This window comes from Tautonia sociabilis (assembly GCF_003977685.1).
GTDB lineage: Bacteria > Planctomycetota > Planctomycetia > Isosphaerales > Isosphaeraceae > Tautonia > Tautonia sociabilis.
Genome location: NZ_RYZH01000017.1, coordinates 100,676 through 119,349, shown reverse-complemented (window position 1 = coordinate 119,349; position 18,674 = coordinate 100,676). Strand labels below are relative to the sequence as shown.

Annotated in this window: 12 protein-coding genes and 1 pseudogene; 3 read left to right on the top strand and 10 right to left on the bottom strand. The window is 68.2% G+C overall.

Annotated features, from left to right (window positions below):
* Nucleotides 1–1,347 precede the first annotated feature (1,347 nt).
* The 6 genes from TsocGM_RS27605 to TsocGM_RS10715 form a co-directional block, all read right to left on the bottom strand.
* Entirely contained in the window at nucleotides 1,348–1,674 is a 327-nt protein-coding gene (locus TsocGM_RS27605; protein ID WP_261341636.1) for a hypothetical protein, read from the bottom strand.
* Between the two features lie 4 nt (nucleotides 1,675–1,678).
* Nucleotides 1,679–2,761 carry an FAD binding domain-containing protein gene (locus TsocGM_RS10735; protein ID WP_126725361.1) on the bottom strand — a complete coding sequence of 361 codons (1,083 nt, stop codon included), beginning with the start codon at nucleotides 2,759–2,761 and terminating at the stop codon, nucleotides 1,679–1,681.
* A 238-nt stretch (nucleotides 2,762–2,999) separates the two neighbouring features.
* Nucleotides 3,000–5,156 (bottom strand): xanthine dehydrogenase family protein molybdopterin-binding subunit, encoded by a 2,157-nt coding sequence (locus TsocGM_RS10730; protein WP_126725360.1) that lies wholly within the window; start codon nucleotides 5,154–5,156, stop codon nucleotides 3,000–3,002.
* A 3-nt stretch (nucleotides 5,157–5,159) separates the two neighbouring features.
* Nucleotides 5,160–5,819: a (2Fe-2S)-binding protein gene (locus TsocGM_RS10725; RefSeq protein ID WP_126725359.1), complete on the bottom strand. Its 660-nt coding sequence runs from the start codon at nucleotides 5,817–5,819 to the stop codon at nucleotides 5,160–5,162.
* Between the two features lie 177 nt (nucleotides 5,820–5,996).
* Nucleotides 5,997–6,860 carry a polysaccharide deacetylase family protein gene (locus TsocGM_RS10720; protein ID WP_126725358.1) on the bottom strand — a complete coding sequence of 288 codons (864 nt, stop codon included), beginning with the start codon at nucleotides 6,858–6,860 and terminating at the stop codon, nucleotides 5,997–5,999.
* 10 nt (nucleotides 6,861–6,870) lie between these two features.
* Nucleotides 6,871–7,842: a sugar phosphate isomerase/epimerase family protein gene (locus TsocGM_RS10715; RefSeq protein ID WP_126725356.1), complete on the bottom strand. Its 972-nt coding sequence runs from the start codon at nucleotides 7,840–7,842 to the stop codon at nucleotides 6,871–6,873.
* Nucleotides 7,843–8,506: 664 nt separating this feature from the next.
* Here TsocGM_RS10715 and TsocGM_RS25985 point away from each other — a divergent pair.
* Nucleotides 8,507–8,644 carry a hypothetical protein gene (locus tag TsocGM_RS25985; protein ID WP_158633489.1) on the top strand — a complete coding sequence of 46 codons (138 nt, stop codon included), beginning with the start codon at nucleotides 8,507–8,509 and terminating at the stop codon, nucleotides 8,642–8,644.
* A 247-nt stretch (nucleotides 8,645–8,891) separates the two neighbouring features.
* Here TsocGM_RS25985 and TsocGM_RS26980 read toward each other — a convergent pair whose 3' ends face one another.
* The 4 genes and pseudogenes from TsocGM_RS26980 to rplU form a co-directional block, all read right to left on the bottom strand.
* Complete coding sequence (locus TsocGM_RS26980; protein ID WP_126725355.1) at nucleotides 8,892–9,221, bottom strand: hypothetical protein; 330 nt, start codon at nucleotides 9,219–9,221, stop codon at nucleotides 8,892–8,894.
* Nucleotides 9,222–9,340: 119 nt separating this feature from the next.
* Entirely contained in the window at nucleotides 9,341–9,949 is a 609-nt protein-coding gene (locus TsocGM_RS26975; RefSeq protein ID WP_126725353.1) for a hypothetical protein, read from the bottom strand.
* Nucleotides 9,950–10,249: 300 nt separating this feature from the next.
* A pseudogene (locus TsocGM_RS10700) lies at nucleotides 10,250–13,261 on the bottom strand (vitamin B12-dependent ribonucleotide reductase); the annotation flags it as partial.
* 531 nt (nucleotides 13,262–13,792) lie between these two features.
* Complete coding sequence (rplU, locus tag TsocGM_RS10695; protein WP_126725349.1) at nucleotides 13,793–14,110, bottom strand: 50S ribosomal protein L21; 318 nt, start codon at nucleotides 14,108–14,110, stop codon at nucleotides 13,793–13,795.
* A gap of 527 nt (nucleotides 14,111–14,637) precedes the next feature.
* On the opposite strand from rplU, the gene TsocGM_RS10690 reads away from it, so the two are divergent.
* Nucleotides 14,638–17,493, top strand: coding sequence for a 2-oxoglutarate dehydrogenase E1 component (locus TsocGM_RS10690; RefSeq protein ID WP_126725347.1), 2,856 nt, complete (start codon nucleotides 14,638–14,640; stop codon nucleotides 17,491–17,493).
* Between the two features lie 748 nt (nucleotides 17,494–18,241).
* Nucleotides 18,242–18,604, top strand: coding sequence for a hypothetical protein (locus TsocGM_RS10680; protein WP_126725346.1), 363 nt, complete (start codon nucleotides 18,242–18,244; stop codon nucleotides 18,602–18,604).
* Nucleotides 18,605–18,674: the final 70 nt, after the last annotated feature.

Here is an 18,674-nt window from a genome sequence, read left to right as displayed (position 1 = left end):
ACCCTTCTTCGGGGCCGGGATGACGCGGGCGACCTGGGCCCACTCGGCGTTGGTCAGGTCGGTCGGGTAGCGCTTGGTGGTGTCCATGCCAGAAGGCTAGGTCACCCTTTCTAGACTCGCTGTGAGGCCGAACGAGCAGGGCGAGCCCCCGACCGCAAGGCCACGATGACTTCTCGGTGAGCGGAGGTTCGGGGCGAGTCGGTCACGGCCTTGGAGCCGAGCCCGGCGTTGGACCTCGCACTGTCCGGCCGCCGAACCTCGGGCCGGATCACCTTAAGGTCGAGTCGGTCGCGGCGTTGGAGCCGGGACCGGCATCGGTTGCCGCGCCGCTCGGCGGCGGGGCTGCCAACGGATTGACCGTGATGGTTGGGGGAGGGGCAGTCTCGTCGCTCCCGCCAGAGCAACCCGCGACGGCGATCAAGTTGGCGATGGCCAAGGCAAGCGCCGAGGCACGAGGGATCGAGGAGAGGAACGGCATGGAGTAACGACCTCAGCCTGGAAGACAGACCGCCGGACACCGGCTCCGACGATCTCGAACGAGTCAGAGAGTCTCTGGCATCACTGTCACGTCTTGACCCCCGTCCGAAACCCTCGGGGCGTCGATCGGATTCGACCCGCATTGGGCCGATTACTCTTGAAGGAGCAAGTCCGACCTCTCGACCCGGCAGGGTTCGCCTCCTTTTCCGTTCGGAGGACTCGGCGGCGGAGGCTGGGGATCGGAGCAGTTCGCATTGGTGGGATGGCAAGCAGGGTGGAAGAGCCGGTCGGCATGCGACGGCCTTCCCGTTCGACGCCGATGATCGTGCAGAAGCGGACTGCTCCAAGAAGCCCTGGAAAAGACCCTGGTCTGTTGAGCCGTTAGCTCACAGATTCGAGCGAGATGTCGCGCAGCCCAATGCGAGGAGCGCGCCATCAATCGCTGACGTCCGTTTGCGGAGCGTTAAGAAGGATTCCTCGAGCTGACCGTCGCGAGGTCCGCTTCGGGCAAGTGCCCGATGGACAACTCTGTTAGGACTTCTAGACACTCTGAGATTACCGTACTGGCATCACTTCGTCTACCTTCTCCTTAGAGTGACAACTCGGTCTTCTCCTTTTAGCGACAACTCGGTCGAACGGAACCCGAAGATCGCCCGAATTCGGCGACATGGGGGGGCCGCGATTCTCGGGGGCTGAACGTGGGGCCGGAGGTCTCGAGGCGCGGGAACCACCGAACCCCTGGCCATCTCGGCGTAAGTCTTTAATAGATAGATCGCTTGTGTGAGAACCCCCGCTCCGGAGGACCCGCAGGGGGGCGTCGGAGCGGGGGCTTCGAGGGGCAGGGGAGGGGGGCTGGATGGAGGATCCGGCTCAGATCGGCTGGTAGCAGGACCGCGAGGGGTCGCAGCAGAGGTCCTTCTGGGCGAGGTCGTCGTCGGGACCGAAGGATTTGTGGGTGCGGAGGCACCAGTAGATGGTGTTGTCGTAGTCGCCGTGCGACTCGTGGGAGCCGTCGGTGTAGACGTACATGCCCTTGTTGCGCAGCTTGGCGCAGGGGGGGGCGACCATCTGGTACTCCGGCGGGGGAGGGGGTTCGGCCGGGGCCGGCTCGGGGGAGACGGCTTCGGCTTCGGCTTCGGCCTCGGGCCCGGGGAGGGGGCCCGGGGCCGGTCCCGGCGTGGGCTTCATCGAGCGCACGGGGTCAGGCCTCCATCGCGGTCCAGTACTCGTCGCCGGCGGCGCGGAGCAAGGCGCGCTTGACGGCGGTCTTGACCAGGGGGACCTTGTAGCCGTTCTTCGAGAGCGGCTTGGCGCCGGTGGTGGCGGCCTGGCCGGCGGCCTCGGCGGTCGACCGGTCGAGCTTCTTGCCGGCCAGCGCGGCCTCGGCGGCCTCGGCCCGGTAGGGAACGGGGGCGACGGCGCCGAGCAGGATCGACGCCTGGCGCACGGTGTCGCCGTCCATTTCCAGGCAGACCGAGGCGAGGACGAGCGGCCAGTCGTGCGCTTGCTTCTGCCGGATCTCGTAGAAGGCGTTCTTGCCCTTCGGCGGCGGCAGGAGGACGCGGGTGAGGACCTCGTCGGTGGCGACCGTCAGCTCGCGTTCCCCCTCGGAGGAGGGGATGCGGTAGAGGTCGGCGATGGGGACGGTGCGCGAGCCGTCGGGCCCGACGATCTCGGCCGTGGCGCCCAGGGCGATCAGGGCGGGGGCGAGGCTCGACGGGTTGACGTACAGAGCGTCGCCGTCGGTCATGAAGATGGCGTGGTAGCGGTTGTCTCCCAGGCGGACGAGGTGGCCGTCCGCGGGGAGGCCGACGAGGTTGATGTTGTACGGGGCGTATTCGCCCTCCAGCTCGCGGACGAGCCGGGCGGTGTCGCCGTCGCGGCGGCCGCCGAGCAGGCCGAAGCCGGAGCGGTAGTACCAGCAGCGCGGGCGCTGGAGCAGGTTGCCGCCGACGGTCGCCATGTTGCGGATCTGAGGCGTGGCGACCGATCGGGCGGCCTGCTTGAGGGCCGGGTACTTCGCGGCGATCGCCTCGTCGGCCAGCAGCGCGGCCAGGGAGGTGCCGGCGCCGATGGCCAGGCCGTCCCCCTCGGCAAAGACGCCGCGGAAGCCCTCGTCGGCGATCGCCTTGAGGTAGACGACCCGGGAGGGGCTGGAGACGGAGTCTTTCAGGCGGCAGAGCAGGTCGGTGCCGCCCGAGAGGCCCTCGCTGGACTCGGCGCCGGCCAGGGCCCGAACGGCCTGCTCGACGCTGGTCGGGCTGGCGTATTCAAAGGCGTTCATGGGAATCGGGTGCTCCTCGGGGCGATCCGGTGCGGTCGGCGGCGGTCGGGGAGGATGGCGGAGGCGGGCTGCCGGAACCGGGATGGCGGGCGGGCGATGGCCGAGGCGGGGGGCCCGGGGGGGCCCGGCCATCGGCGATCGGTCATCCCTCCCTCACGGTCCGTCGGTCGGCTGTGCTGTCGCCATCGGGCATCCCCGGACGGGGTCCGGGGCCCTCCGCTCGCCGAGGACGGCCGGATCAGGCCTTGGCCAGGGCGTTGAGGACATTCCAGGGGGACATGGGGAACGCGGGGACTCGGGTGCCGAGGGCGTTGGCCACGGCGTTGCCGATGGCGGCGGCGGTGGCGATGGTCGGCGGCTCGCCGACGCCGATGACGCCCCGCTTGCGCATCTGCTCGTTGTCGAAGGGGATGATCTCGATCTCGGGGATGTCGCTGGCCCCGGCGAGCTTGTACAGCTCCATGTCGGGGTTCAGCGCCAGGCCCGTGGTCGGGTCCATCACCAGTTCTTCGAACAGGCCGTAGTTCAGGCCCATGATCACGCCGCCATACACCTGGCTCTTCCAGGTGAGCATGTTCAGGATCAATCCGGTGTCCTGGACGGCGACGATCTTGTTGAGCCTGACCACGCCGGTCTCGACGTCGACGGTCAGGTCGACGAACTGGCAGCCGCCGACGCCCTGGGCGGTGAGCCCTTCGAGGAAGCCCTCGGTGACGCTGACGGGCATGGTGCCGAGCTTGCGGCAGGCCTCCTTCCAGGGGACCTCCCGCTCTCCCTTGACGAGGATGACGCCGCCCCGGGCCTCCAAGTCGCCGGGCTCGGCGTCGAGGGCCCCGGCGATGCGCCGGAACAGCTGCTCTCGGGCCTTCAGCGCGGCGTTGTAGGCGGGGGGGGCCATGGATGGGGTCGTGGTCGACCCGCCGGAGGCCTGTCCGGGGGGGAACTGGGAGTTGCCGATGTTCGAGGAGATGGCGGTCGGCTCGAGGCCGAGCACCTCGGCGGCGATCTGGGCCAGGATGGTGCGGCAGCCGGTGCCGATGTCCTGGGTGGCGGAGCGCAGCTCGACGGAGCCGTCGGGGTTGATGATGCAGGTGACTTGCTTGTCGTCCCGGCCGCCGCCGCCCCACTGGTGCAGGGCCATGCCGAAGCCGCGCTTCAGCGGGCCCTGGGCCTTGGCGTTCTCGGCCCGGCTCTTGCGCTGGTCCCAGCCGATGGCCTTGCGGCCCAGCTCGATCTGGGCTCGGTAGATCTCCGAGCGGTTGATGGGCTGGCCGTCGCCGCTGGGGACGGTGTCCTGCTCGGCCAGGCTGTTGAGCCGGACTTGCAGGGGGTCCATGCCGAGGGCCTCGGCCAGGTCGTCGACGGCGAACTCCATCATGGCGCACCCTTGGGGGTGGCCGGGGGCCCGCATGGCCCGGGCGTTGCCGCCGTTGATGCGGACGTCGGTGTGCTGGCGGCGGCTGTTGGGCACCTCGTAGACGTACGGCAGGGGGAAGGCCGCGCCTCGGGAGATGCCGCCGGTGCCTTGGGTCTCGGCGATCATGGCGGTGATCTTGCCGGACTTGTCGGCGCCGATCTTGATCTTGGCCGAGGCGCTGGGCCGGTTGCCGGCGGTCAGATGTTCCTGGATGCGGTCCAGGAACAGCCAGACGGGCCGGCCGGTCTTCTTGGCGAGCTGGCCGGCGGCGACTCCCCAGGTGTCGGCGCCGAACTTCGAGCCGAAGCCGCCGCCCATGACCGGGGTGAGCACGGTGACGTTGGTCGCCGGGATCTCGAAGGCGCCGGCCATTTCCGACTCGACGCCGTCGACGTTCTGGGTGCTGGCCCAGACGGTCATTCGGTCGGGGCCGTCCCAGCGGACGACCTGGCCGTGGGTTTCGAGGCAGACGTGGGTGATGACCGGCAGGGAGTAGTGCCCCTCGACGGTCGCGGCGGCCTCGGCCAGGGCGGCGTCGGGGTCGCCGTCTTGCTGGGCGCGGCCTTCCTGGGTGTTGCCGCGGGGGGTGAGGCGGGGGGCGTTGTCGGAGAGGGCCTGCTCCTCGGTGACGGCGTGGGGGAGGACCTCGAATTCGATGGCGATGGCGCGGCAGCCGTCTCGGGCGATCTCCTCGCTCTCGGCGGCGACGGCGGCGATCTCCTCGCCGTGGTAGCGGACGGTGGCCCCTTCTTCGGCGATCAGGTGGACGGCCTTGACGCCGGGGATGGCCTCGGCCTTGGAGGTGTCGATCTTCGTGATCTTGGCGTGGGCGTGCGGGCTATGCAGGATGGCGGCGAAGAGGACGCCGTCGGGGCGCTCGTCCGAGGGGTACTTGGCCCGGCCGGAGGCCTTGGCCAGGCCGTCGAGCCGGGGCACCGCAGCGCCGATCACCCGCGTGGAGTCGGGCCAGCTGGCCATGGGTCAGGACCTCCCGTTCTTCATCGCCTTGGCGGCGTCCAGGGCGGCCTGGAAGACGCCGATGTACGTGCCGCAGCGGCAGATGTTGCCGTCGAGCCCCTGCTTGATGTCGTCGAGGGTCGGTTCCTGGCCCGGGTTCCGCTCCAGCCAGGCCTGGCAGGCGGTGACGAAGCCCGGGGTGCAGTAGCCGCACATCAGGCCGTCGTTCTGGTGGAAGGCGTGGGGGACGCTCCCCTCGCCGGTCTCGAACGACTCCAGCGTGCGGACCTCGTGGCCGGTGCAGGAGATGGCCAGCGTGGTGCAGGAGTAGACCGCCTCGCCGTCGAGGATGACGGTGCAGGCGCCGCAACTGGCGCGGTCGCAGACGCGCTTCGGCCCGGTCACGTCGAGGCGGTTGCGCAGGGTGTCCAGCAGGGTCGAGCGCGGTTCGACGGTGACGCTCATCGCCTCGCCGTTGACCTTCAGCTCGATCGGGCAGGAGCCGGAGTAGATCGCGACGCCTTCAGTCTGGACGACGTCGGCTCCGGCCTCGTGCAGGGCCGACTCGGCCGAGCCGGCCAGCGCGACGCCGGCGGCGGCCAGGCCCGAGCCCCGCAGGAAGTCGCGGCGGCTGTGGCCCGGACGCCCGGGGGCGGCCGGTGCCTTGGGGTCTTGGGGTGGCATCGGGGGGGGACCTCCCTGGGGGCGATGACGTGTCGCGGAAGATGCCGACACGCGCGGCCCGCGGCGCCCGGGATGGTCCCGAGGGCGGGGCCCGCGCAGTGTGCACTATGCTCAGGAGATCAGCCGTTGGCAAGGGCCCCGCGGCCGATTCCGGACTCCTCGGCCCGGCCGGCTGGCTCAGTCGCCGCCGACCAGCTCCGCGTAGCTGATCAGCCGGACCCCGGCCCGCTCCACCGCCCGGAGGACCTCCGGGCTGGTGAAGGCGGCGGTGACGGCTGCCCGGTGCTCGGCCACGTTCTCGTAGCCGACGTGGCCGAACCGACGCATCTCGGGGGTGTCCAGGGCCGGGTGCTCGATCAGCAGCCAGGAGCCGGGGCCGAGGCCCTCGATCAGCTCGACCAGCCTCCGCTCGCGCTGCTCGGCCGTCGCCTCGACCGGGCCGAACGACCCGGCGTCGCGCAGCCCCGGGAAGGCGATCGGCAGGCCGTACTCGTCGGCCAGCCGATCGACCACCGCGCGCAGCTCCGGAGCGGCCACGGCGGTCCCCATGTGGGCCGAGAGGTGGGTGACCCGGTCTCCCAGGTGGCGGCGGGCCGCTTCGATCTGGGCCCGGAGCTCCCGCTCCACCTCGGCCGGGTCCGGCCCGGCCTCGAGGAAGCCGGTGCCGGGAGGGAAGCCGGGACGCTGCGCGGTGGTGGGGTGGAAGTAGCCGTCGGCGTCGACGAGGCTGGGGGCGTGCGTCATCGGCCGCCACTTGACGCGCTCCCACTCGCTGGTCAGCGTCAGGTGGACCCCCACGTCGATGCCGGGATGCTCCTGGAGCAATCGCACGGCGTCGAGGAACCAGGGGCCGGGGACGATCACCTCCACCGACCGAGCGATCCCCTCGGTGCAGCAGCGGATACTCGCCTCGTTCACCGCCTGGGCGACCCCCAGGTCGTCGGCCCGCACGAGCAGCCGGATCTCTCCCCCCTCCCGCGCCGGGGAGGCGGCCGGAGCGAGCCCGAGGCTGGCGAGCAGAATCACTTGTGATGCGCTCATGTTTGAACGTTCAGGAAAAGTGGCTTCGGAGCATCTCCAGGCTGCGGGGGACGGCCTCCTCGGCGTCGTCGTTCCCCTCGAACTCGAGGGAGATCCAGCCAGAGTAGCCGGCGCCCCGGAGAATGGAGGCGATGCGGGCGTAGTCCAGGTCGAGGGCGTACCAGCGGCCTCCGCCGTAATAGGTCTTGGCCTGGACGAGGCAGAGGGGAACCTCGCTGGAGGCCATGGCTTCCATCTGCTCGTAGCCGTTCTCCAGGAAGTTCCCCGTGTCGAGGGTCATCTGGAGCCAGGGGTCGTTGATCGTCTCGACGATCCGGAGTACCCCCTCGGCCGTGCGGCCCAGGCCCCAGTGGTTCTCCAGGCCGAGCACCACGCCGCACTCGGCCGCCTTGGGCAGCAGCGCCTCGATCGCCTCGATCACCCAGCCGAAGGCCTCGTCCTCGGTGTGCCCCTCCAGCGGGGGCTCGATCCCCTTGTTGGCCATCAACTGGTCGAAGCTGCCGCTGGTGCCCCAGCGGCCGGTGTTGATCCTCATGGTGGGGATGCCCAGCGCGTAGGCCAGCTCGATCTGGCCGATCGTCTTCTCCACCTCCGACTTGCGGCGGTCGGCGTCGGGGTGGACGAACCCCTGGTGGGTGGAGAAGCCCATCAGGGCCAGCCCCTGCGAATGGGCGCGTCGCTTGATCTCCTGCAGGGCGGTGTTGGAGGTGTCTCGCATCTGGACCAGCAGCAGCTCGACGCCGTCGAAGCCCATCGCGGCGGCGCGGTCGATGCACTCGGGGATGCCCAGGCGCTCTCCCCGGAACTGCCAGAAGGAGTAGGTCGAGACGCCGATCGGGTTGGGGCGCGACGCCTTCGCTCTCGGGGCCGGCGTCGGGGAGGTCGGGGAGGCTCCGATCGAGGCGGCGGGGCCGGCCAGCCCGATCGCGCCGGCGGCCAGCCCGGCCCGGCCCAGGAACCCTCTCCGGTGGATGGCGGACATGCGGCGAACCTCCTCGGCGGGTGCTCGGGGTCGAGGCGGCCGAGGAGCCGGATGGCCCCTCGCCCGCCCGGGTCGGAATGCGACGCCCGGTATCTTACGGGACGAATCGGCGGGAAGATACCACCGAATCGGACGCCCCAAGGACGCGACGGTGCGCCGCTCGGTGCGCTGAGGGCGAATGGCCGATTTTCTTGTCGGAGAACAAGTTGCGTCGCCAAAATGGGTTCGTTTCGTCACGGAGCGCCCGCTCCTCGGGAGCGATCCGGCCGCAAGCGCCGGGGTCCGGTCGGATTGCCAAAGGACCATCGCCCGGCCCTTCGGCCGGCAGGAAAGGGCGGACGGGGGACGGCCGGAAGTCGTCGTCCCGATACCAGGAAGATCGGGCGGGAGACGAGCTCTGGTGACCCGATCGTCGCTGGGGCGGCCGGCGGGCCTCCGGGACGGCGGCCGGAGGAGGTCCTCGCTCGAGAGGAGGTGGCCGAGATCCTCGGCCTCGAGTTCGTCGCCGTGAAGGTCGACACCGACCGCATGATCGGCGGCCACGACGCGCTGGAGCACGACCGCAAGGGCCGGTCGGGCGGCATCCCCTGGTTCGTCGTCCTCGACGCCGACGGCGAGGAGCTGGTGACCTCGTACCGGCCCCTCCGGAACCGTCGGCGACCCGGTGACCGACGGCGAGATCGGGCACTTCGTCTCCCTGCTGCGGCAGGTCGCCCGTCGCGTCACTGCCGACCAGATCGCCGAGCTGGAGACCACCCTCCGCGACCGGGCCCGTGAACTCGAGGCCGCCGGCTCCCGCTGATCCGAGTCGTCGGGACGGCTGGGGTCGTGTCGACCCCAGCGAGGCAGGCCTGACAATCAGATGGCGGTTCCCAAGCCTGGCGAATTGACCAGACGACGCCTTCCGCTCTGGGACTGGCCGATGCTCTGCCTGGTGCGCCGCTTTGGCGAAGGCGTTCCGTGCTGAGGTCGCCACGACTCCAGCCACCCCACCGCCCATTTTGCCAAGACCTGGCGAGGAAGGACTTCCATTGTCATTTGCCTATGATCTAATCCAGTTTTACAAACTTTGGTTTTGGAGAAATGATTTTTGGAGACATTTCTTTAATATGAAGCCAATGTGGCGCATTCACGCTTACAAGTTTTTTATTGGAAGAAACAAGATCTTGCTGGGCGGCTTCATCCAGTGCAGATTCAATATCGAACACCTTCGCGTCTGGATATTTCTCTAATTGTTTTTGAACTTTTTCCCCTTTGGCGCTGGGCTTGGTGAAATAGGGTGGAGGCTGTTGTTTTCCAAGAGTGCATATGGCGCGGGCAACCGCGTGATAAGCGTCATTGAACAGTCCCATAAATCCGTTAGGATCGTCGAGCGTCACGACCCATAGTTTGTGTTGGTCGTTGTATTTTATGCCTGCGCGATTTCCTATCACGGTAGACTCTGGTACAATACCAATCCTAAGCCCCCTTCCTCCCTCTAGCTGCGAATAATTGGACTTTACCGTGGCCGCAAAGTATCGTTGATCCTCTTGAGTAGACAGAAACAAATCTGTTTTCCAGATCTTTTGAATGCGATTTGGCAAATGGGGCTCGGCAAGGTGCCCTTCCGCTGCTTTGCTGACCCATGGGCAAAGTGAAAGGGTCTTCCGCGTCCCTCAGGCAACAAGTAGGACTCAGTGCCAGCTTCGTCGATAACCGCATCCAAAAAACCTAGATACTCGGCTCTTTCGTAGCCAAACATCACAGACGTCGGAGCGGCGTCTTTAACTTGTTTTGACGCGCGCCGCAATGCGACCGCTATAGGATCGACAACCTTTGGCTCCAATCCCAAAATAGCCTCATGAACTGCCCACTCAAACCCATCGCCTCTCATGCCCTTGTCACGTTCGAGCCTGGCTACCTTTGCGAGTTGCCTCATCCGAACTTGATCTAACGGAGTGTTCAGATCCGCAAGATCTTCATCAGAAAGCGAATCAATAAGTGCTCTCAATACAGATCTCGCAACGGCATAAAGAGCACGGCCATACTCATCAACCGGCGCATTCTGCTCAATGAACGTGACATTCGGCTTGGAGTGGTCGGAACTGTTCTGGGTGCCAGTCGTCATCGTTTGCTAGGCCGATAGCGACCTTCCTCAGTAAATCAGTAGAACACTGGAACGAGAAAGTCGACCCGCGGGGCGCGCGTGGGCGGAGTCCTAGGGGTGGCGTGCGGGGCACGCGAAGTGCGGGCCCCGCGGGTCGCATTGCGGGGAGGGGGGCGGCGTCGCCCCCCGGAGGGTCAGCAGGGATCAGCGAGAGTCAGCATGGGTCGGCTTGCATGGTGCAGCGGGCGATGAGGGGGCTCAGGAGCATCCCATCGAGTTGCCGCAGTTGAAGCAGCGGTAGCAGGTGCCGCAGCGGACGGTGAGGGCGCCGCAGTTGTCGCAGGAGGGGGCGTCGGACTGGAAGCGGGCGAACTCCTGCTGCTGGATGCCGAGGCCGACCTCGTGGGAGGGGACGGCGGCGTCGGTGCCGGGGAGGGCGTGGCCGGTGGCCTCGGCCTCCTCGAGGTCGCGCATCGAGGCGGTGCGGTGGCCGTTGGTCTTGATGAGCGGAGCGGCGGGCGTGGTGGGGTCGTCGAGGTCGGGCTGGGCCGGGGAGGGGGCGGCCAGCGCGGGGGTGGGAGCGGGGGAGACGGTGATCGGGGAGGTGGGCTCGACGCCGTCGCGGCGGGGGGTGTTGGCCTCTCGGTAGCCGGGGATGAACTGGATGCCGAGCCAGCGGAAGATGTAGTCTGTGACGCTCTTGGCGATCGGGATGTCGGGGTTCTTGGTGAACCCGGCCGGCTCGAAGCGGCTGTGGGCGAACTTGTTGACGAAGACCTCCAGCGGCACGCCGTACTGCAAGCCCATGGAGACGAGCGTGCCGATGACGTCCATCAGGCCGCCGACGGTCGAGCCTTCCTTGGCCATCGTGATGAACAGCTCGCCGGGGCGGCCGTCGTCGTAGAAGCCGACGTTGATGTAGCCCTCGTGCCCCTGGATGTCGAACTTGTGGGTCATGCTGCGCCGGGTGTCGGGCAGGCGCTCGCGGCGGGGGGGGCCGATCTCGGCGGGACGGCCGCCGACCTTCGCCGGGGTGGTGGCGGCGGCGGCGGGGCGGGCGGCGCCGGCCCGCTCGCGTTCGAGGCGATCGCGGTCGGCGTCCAGGGCGGCTCGGGCGGCGTTGATCTCGTTCCAGGCCTTCTCCAGGTCCGACTTGGCCTTGGCCAGCTCGGCGGCGGCCTTTTGCTCCTCGCTGGAGGTGCTGACCGGCTGCGACTCCTTCGAGCCGTCTCGGTAGATGGCCAGGGCCTTCAGGCCGAGCCGCCAGCCTTCGAGGTAGGCCTCTCGGATGTCGGCGACGGTGGCCTCTCGGGGCATGTTCACCGTCTTGGAGATGGCGCCGGAGAGGAACGGCTGGGCGGCGGCCATCATGCGGACGTGCCCTTGCCAGGGGATCGCCCGCTGGCCGTTGCGGGGGGGGAAGGCGCAGTCGAAGACGGGGAGGTGGTCATCGTTGAGGCCGGGGGCGCCCTCGATCGTGTCGTGCTCGTCGATGTAGTCGAGGATGCCGCGGATGACCGGCTCGTCGTAGCCGAGGGTCTTCAGGGCCATCGGCACGGTGCGGTTGACGATCTTGAGCATGCCGCCGCCGGCGAGGCTCTTGTACTTGACCAGGGCGATATCGGGTTCGATGCCGGTGGTGTCGCAGTCCATCATGAAGGCGATGGTGCCGGTGGGGGCGAGCACGGTGACCTGGCTGTTGCGGTAGCCGTGCTGGCGGCCGAGGGCGAGGCATTCGTCCCAGACCGTGCGGGCCTCGGCCAGCAGGGCGTCGGGGCAGCTGGGGTCGATGGCCTCGACGGCGTCTCGGTGCATTTCCATGACGCGGAGCATCGGCTCTCGGTTGATCGGGAACCCTTCGAAGGGGCCGAGGCGGCCGGCGTGCTCAGCGCTGGTGCGGTAGGCCTCGCCGTGCATGATGGCGGTGATCGCCCCGGCCAGGGCGCGGCCCTCGGCCGAGTCGTACGGCCGGCCGGTGGACATGATCAGGGCGCCGAGGTTGGCGTAGCCGAGGCCCAGGGGGCGGAACTTGTGGCTGTTCTCGGCGATCTTGGGGGTCGGGTAGCTGACGTGGTCGACCAGGATCTCCTGGGCGGTGATGAAGATCCGGCAGGCGGCCCGGAAGCGATCGGTGTCGAAGGAGCCGTCGTCTCGGCGGAACTTCATCAGGTTGATCGAGGCGAGGTTGCAGGCGCTATCATCGAGGAACATGTATTCCGAGCACGGGTTCGACGAGTTGATCGGCGCCGTGTTCGGGCAGGTGTGCCACTTCTGGATGGTGTCCTCGTACTGGACGCCGGGGTCGCCGCAGATCCAGGTTCCCTCGGCGATGCTGTCGAGGAGGTCCTTGGCGCGGTAGGTGTCCATGGGCCGTCCGGTGGTGACGGCGCGGGTGGTCCACTCCTCGTCGTTGACGGCGGCGCGGAGGAAGGCGTCGGTGACTCGGACCGAGAGGTTCGCGTTCTGGAAGAGGACCGAGGAGTAGGCTTCGCCGTTGAAGTTGGCGTCGTAGCCTTGTCGGATGAGGGCCTGGGCCTTGCGTTCCTCGTTGGTCTTGGCGGTGATGAACTCGAGGATGTCGGGGTGCCAGCACTTGAGGGTCTGCATCTTGGCGGCGCGTCGGGTCTTGCCGCCGGACTTCACGACGCTGGCCACCGCGTCGTAGACCCTCATGAAGCTGACCGGCCCGGAGGGCTTGCCGCCGCCGGAGAGCTTCTCTCGGCTGGAGCGGAGGGTGGACAGATCGGTGCCGGTGCCGGAGCCGAACTTGAAGAGCATGGCCTCGGCGTGGGCCAGGCGCATGATCCCTTCCATGTCGTCGGACACGGACTGGATGAAGCAGGCCGAGCCCTGGGGGTACTTGTAGGCGTCGTCGACCTCGACGACGGTGCGGGTGTCCTCGTCCCAGCGGTAGTTGTTGGCCGCTCCGGTGACGCCGTGCTGGTGGTACAGCCCGACGTTGAACCAGACCGGGGAGTTGAACGAGCCGACCTGGTTGAGGCAGAGGGCGGAGAGCTCGTCGTAGAAGGCCTCGGCATCGGCGTCGGAGGCGAAGTAGCCGTCGGCCTTGCCCCAGTCGGTGATGGTGCGGGTGACGCGGTGGATCAGCTGGCGGACGCTGGTCTCGCGCTCGGGGGTGTTGACCTCGCCGTAGAAGTACTTGCTGACGACGACGTTGGTGGCCAACTGGCTCCAGGACCGGGGGACCTCGCAGCCGGTCTGCTCGAAGATGACCCGCCCGCGCTCGTCCTTGATCGCGGCGGTGCGCTCCTCCCAGTCGACCTGGTCGAAGGGGGAGATGCCCTCCGTGCTGAAGACCCGCGGCACGACCATGCCCCGGCCCGCTCCCGCCCGGCCCCGCTCCTGCTCGGTCGCATCCCGATGATCCACGGTCGCCATCGCCGGCCTCCGCCTATGATCTCGATCGATCGCCCCGATTGGTGGTTTACCCGCTTACGGTTCGGCCGGTCAAGCGTATTCCGTGACAAAAGTTCATCGTGTTCGTTTGGCGACGCGATGGACCGGCCGGTTGTGTCGTCCCGGTGGGGGGAGGGCCCGGCCGTAGAAACGCCAGGCCGACGTCTGGAGGCGTCGCCGAGGCCCGGCGGACGCCCGGTTGGCAGCGACTCGGGCGCCGCCGAAGGGTAATTGTTGCGCGCGAATTCTCGACGGCCAGGGGTTCTGCGAAAAGTGGAGAATGGCCGGGACCGACCTGGCGCGATTGCGTGGCCTGCGCCCTTGGCGGGCCTATCCCGGTGATCGGCCGGGGCCTGGATCAGGCTTGAGGCGCATGAAAAAGCCGTCTCGGGCGGATCGGTCCGCTCAAGACGGCCAAGATAGGCGATGCGGGAGCCCCAGGGGGGCTTAGGAGGGCTGGATGCGGGTGATCTGGACGGTGGTGTAGGATTGCCGGTGGCCGCGCTTGCGGCGGTAGCCCTTGCGCCGTCGGAACTTGCGAATGACGATCTTCTTCGCGCGGAACTGGCGGACGACCTTGGCGACAACCTTGGCGCCGGCGACCAGGGGGGTGCCGATGGTCGGCTCGCCGTCGGTGCCGGCCAGGAGGAGGACCTTGTCGAAGACGATCTCGTCGCCGTCGTCGCCGTCGCGGCGGTCGACGGTGATGAGGTCCCCCTCTCGGGCGCGGAACTGGTGGCTGCCGTCCTCGAAGATGGCGTACATGGTTCGGTCGGGCTCTCGGCCGGGTGGAGCGATCGCTCCCGGGCCGGCGGGGGCCGGTCGGGGAGGTCGGCTCGGCTCGGCTGGACGATCCGCCGGTGGCCGGGACCGGGCCACGTGCCCGGTGCTTTCGATCCGGTTTCCCTGGCGAAGGGGCGTATTGTACCGCCTTCGGGCGGGGTCGGGAAGGGGAGCGGCCGGCTGGCCGGCTCGGGCCGGGGGGGATCGGGAAAAACCCGGGCTGGGAGGGAGGTTGGCTGCCTTGCGGGGGTGGAATTCCTATACTTGAGCTGGAGGGAAGGGGGCAGGATCGTCTCCGGGGTGAGTTGGGTGTTGACGACGGATCGGGATATGGGTGGTTCGACTGTTCGGGTAGGATGGAAGCGACCCGAAGGATCGGGCCCGACTTCCCCGCGTCGTCGCGCGAGGGATCGATCCGTCGTTTTTCGCCGGCTCCTCGGCTGGAACTCGGGGCCGGGCCGCGTCGCGAGCCGCCGCGACCGCCGCGCCCGAAGGTGAGACAAGCTGCGATGAATCGCTCGACGGTCGCCAATCGCTGGAACCAGGACCTGATCGAGGAAAACTTCCTGCTCTGGCAGCGGGACCCCGACGCGCTGGAGGCGTCGTGGCGGCATTTCTTCGAGGGGTTCGAGCTGGGCCGGATCGATGGCGCGCCGCCGGGGGCCCAGCCGCCGGGGGCGGCCGCGCCGCCGTCCTCCTCGGTCTCGGCCGTCGACGATGAGGCGCTGGAGAACGCCCGTGCCCAGGCGGCCGTCACGCGGCTGGTCGATGCCTACCGCGAGGTGGGCCACTACCTGGCCGACCTGGATCCCCTCCGCCTGGCCGGCCGGCGCGAGACGTACGACCCGCTGGAGCTGGCCGAGTTCGGCCTGGGGGAGGAACACCTCGACCGGCCGTTCTTCACCCGGATGTTCGAGCCGCCGCAGGCGACGCTGCGGGAGCTGCTCGACGCCCTGAAGCGCACCTACTGCGGCACCATCGGCGTGGAGTACATGCACATCCGCGACCGGCGCATCCGCTCCTGGCTGCAGGAGCGGATGGAGCCGGTGCGGAACCACCCGAGCTTCGACCTGAAGAAGAAGCGCCGGATCCTCTGGAAGCTCAACGCGGCCAGCCTCTTCGAGACGTTCCTGCACCTGCGTTACGTGGGGCAGAAGCGGTTCTCGCTCGAAGGGGGGGAGATGCTCATCCCGCTGCTGGACGCGATCGTCGAACGGTCGGCGACCTTCGGGGTGAAGGAGATCGTGCTGGGGATGCCGCACCGCGGTCGGCTGAACGTGCTGGCGAACATCCTGAACAAGCCGTACAGCATGATCTTCCACGAGTTCGAGGGGAACATGCCCAAGACCGTCGCCGGAGACGGCGACGTGAAGTACCACCTTGGCTTCTCGGCCGACCATGTGGCGGCCAATGGTCACTCGGTGCATCTGTCGCTGACGGCCAATCCGAGCCATCTGGAGGCGGTCGATCCGGTCGTCGAGGGGAGGATGCGTGCCAAGCAGCGTCTCTTCAAGGATCGAGACCGCAAGCTCGGCCTGCCGATCCTCATCCACGGGGACGCCGCCTTCGCCGGCCAGGGACTGGTGGCCGAGACGCTGAACCTGTCGCAACTGCCCGGCTACCGGACCGGCGGCACGATCCACATCGTGGTGAACAACCAGATCGGCTTCACCACGGCGCCGATGGAAGGGCGGTCCACCCGGTACTGCACCGACGTGGCGAAGATGATCGAGGTGCCCATCTTCCACGTCAACGGCGACGACCCCGAGGCGGTTGTCTACGTCGGCGAGCTGGCCACCGAGTTCCGCGAGACGTTCGGCCAGGATGTCGTGATCGACATGGTCTGCTACCGTCGGCACGGCCACAATGAGAGCGATGAGCCGGCCTTCACCCAACCGGTGATGTACGAGGCGATCCGCCGGAAGAAGCCGGTTCTGGAGCTCTACACCCGTCACCTGATCGATTCCGGCGAGCTGACCCAGGAGGAAGCCGACACCCTGGAGGAGACCTTCCGCGAGAAGCTCGAGGCGATTTACAAGGAGGTGCACGACGCCACCGAGGCCCCCGAGCCGATCCAGCCCGGCTTCAAGGGCCCGTGGGAGGGGCTCCAGCCGAACTACGATTGGACCCCGATCGACACCGGGGTCCCCCGGGACCGCCTGGCGCTGATCACCGATCGCATGGCCGCCGTGCCCGAGGGCTTCACCCGCAACCGGAAGCTCGACCGCATCTTCTCCTCCCGCGTGCAGGCCCTGCAGGAGGGCGGGCCGATCGACTGGGCCTTCGCCGAGGGCCTGGCCTTCGGCTCCCTGCTGCTGGAAGGCACCCCGGTCCGCCTGAGCGGCCAGGACAGCCGCCGCGGCACCTTCAGTCAGCGCCACGCCTCGATCGTCGACGTGCAGACCGGCGAGCGGTTCTACCCCCTCAACCACATCGCTCCGGGGCAGCAGGCCGAGTTCTGCGTCTACGACAGCATGCTCTCCGAGGCCGCCGTGCTCGGCTTCGACTACGGCTACTCGCTCGACTCTCCTCACATGCTGATTTGCTGGGAGGCCCAGTTCGGCGACTTCGCCAACGGCGCCCAGGTGATCATCGACCAGTTCATCGCCAGCGGCGAGTCCAAGTGGGGGCGGGCCTCGGGCATTGTCCTCCTGCTGCCGCACGGCTATGAAGGACAGGGGCCGGAACACTCCAGCGCCCGGCTGGAGCGGTTCCTGCAACTCTGCGCCGAAGACAACATGCAGGTCGTCAACTGCACGACCCCCGCCCAGTACTTCCACCTGCTCCGCCGCCAGGTCCGCCGCACCTTCCGCAAGCCCCTGGTGGTGATGACCCCCAAGAGCCTGCTGCGGCACAAGCGCTGCGTCTCTTCGGTCGAGGAGTTCACCGCCGGCGGCTTCAACGAGGTGCTCGACGACGGGGCGATCGCCGCCCCGGAGAAGGTCCGCCGCGTGGTGCTTTGTTCCGGCAAGGTCTATTATGACCTGCTCGCCCGCCGCGAGGCCTCCGAGAAGGACGATGTGGCCCTGGTTCGCCTCGAGCAATTCTACCCCTTCCCCGCCAACGCCCTCTCGGCCGCCCTCGCCCGGTTCGAGAACGCGACGGAGTGGGTCTGGGCTCAGGAGGAATCCCAGAACATGGGCGGCTGGACCTTCGTCGCCCCTCGCCTGGAGGAACTGACCGGCCGCCGCTTCCAGTACGTCGGCCGAGACGCCAGCGCCAGCCCCGCCACCGGCTCCCTCGCCGTGCACAACCGCGAGCAAGAGGAACTGGTCGAGGCCGCGCTCGGGGCCTCCGCGCTGCCCCACCTCGTCACCGCCTCGGCGGCCCGGAAGGCGGTCGCCGCCTCCAACGGGCAACGCTGACGGAGGCCGACCGGAGAGCGAACGATCCCTGGGCTCGTGGCGCTGGTGGATTGCACTGGCGCCACCCTTCCTCGATCGAACTCGTCCGGCCCGAGGCGGACACCGCTCGCCAGTCGGGCACGCAGGTCAGACGGCTTGGTCGTGTTGCGCCCGCCAGGGCACAACGGGTGATCTGGCGAAACGCAACACGAGATAATCAATTCCTGTGTGTGCAATTAGCTGATCCGTGGGCGCGATCCATCCTCCCGCTTCATTGAGGAAGGGGTGATGCCGTGAAGTTCACCCGGATGACTCATGACCCGAATGTGATGGGCGGCCAACCCTGCGTCCGGGGCCTGCGCGCGTGACCGTGGGGATGATCTTGGGCCTGCTGACCTCGTCGGGGGAGTCGAGGGAGCGGATCCTGGATTGGCCCGATGGTCGTCGCGACGATCCGGACCGACGAGGCTGAGCTGGCGGCAGGGACGCTCATCATGTCATGGTCGAGCAGACCAGAGGCCGCGTGCGGATCCTGCCGCTCCGACCGAGACGCCGGAGGGCCGGAAGTCTCGGATTCCGCCCCGCCCCGGGGGGGGGGGGGGGGGGGCGGCGAGTTATGTGAGCATGCGTTGCGTATAGGAGGCCGGTCGATTGACGCGGGGCGGCGGGGCCGTTCTAATCGCCGCTGCTCGAGCCGGCCGCCGTGCCTCCGGCAACGTCGCCGGGGATCGGGGGCGGTTCGCACTCAAGAGCGGGGGTACACACGCCCATGACGCGGAAGCTGGTCCTTTCCGTTTGCTCTGCGTTCGCCCTCTTCGCGTTCGTTGGCTTCGCCGCGCAGGAGGAGCCGAAGTACACCATTAAGCAGGTGATGAAGGAGGCCAACAAAGGCGGCCTGCTGAAGAAGGTCGTCTCGGGCCAGGCGTCGGCCGAGGAGAAGGAGCACCTCCTGGAGCTGTATAAGGAGATGGCCCTGAACACGGAGCCCAAGGGCTCCCACGACGAGTGGGAGAAGCGGACCCAGGCGATCGTCGAGGCCGCCCAGGGGGTCGTCGACGGCAAGGAGGGGGCCGCCGAGGCGCTGCTGAAGGCGAACAACTGCAAGGCGTGCCACAGCGTCCATCGGCCCTGATCCCGGGCCGGCCCGATCGTCTCGAATGGCCCGAGGGGGGCGCCGGTGTCGAGCCGGCGCCCCCTTCGTC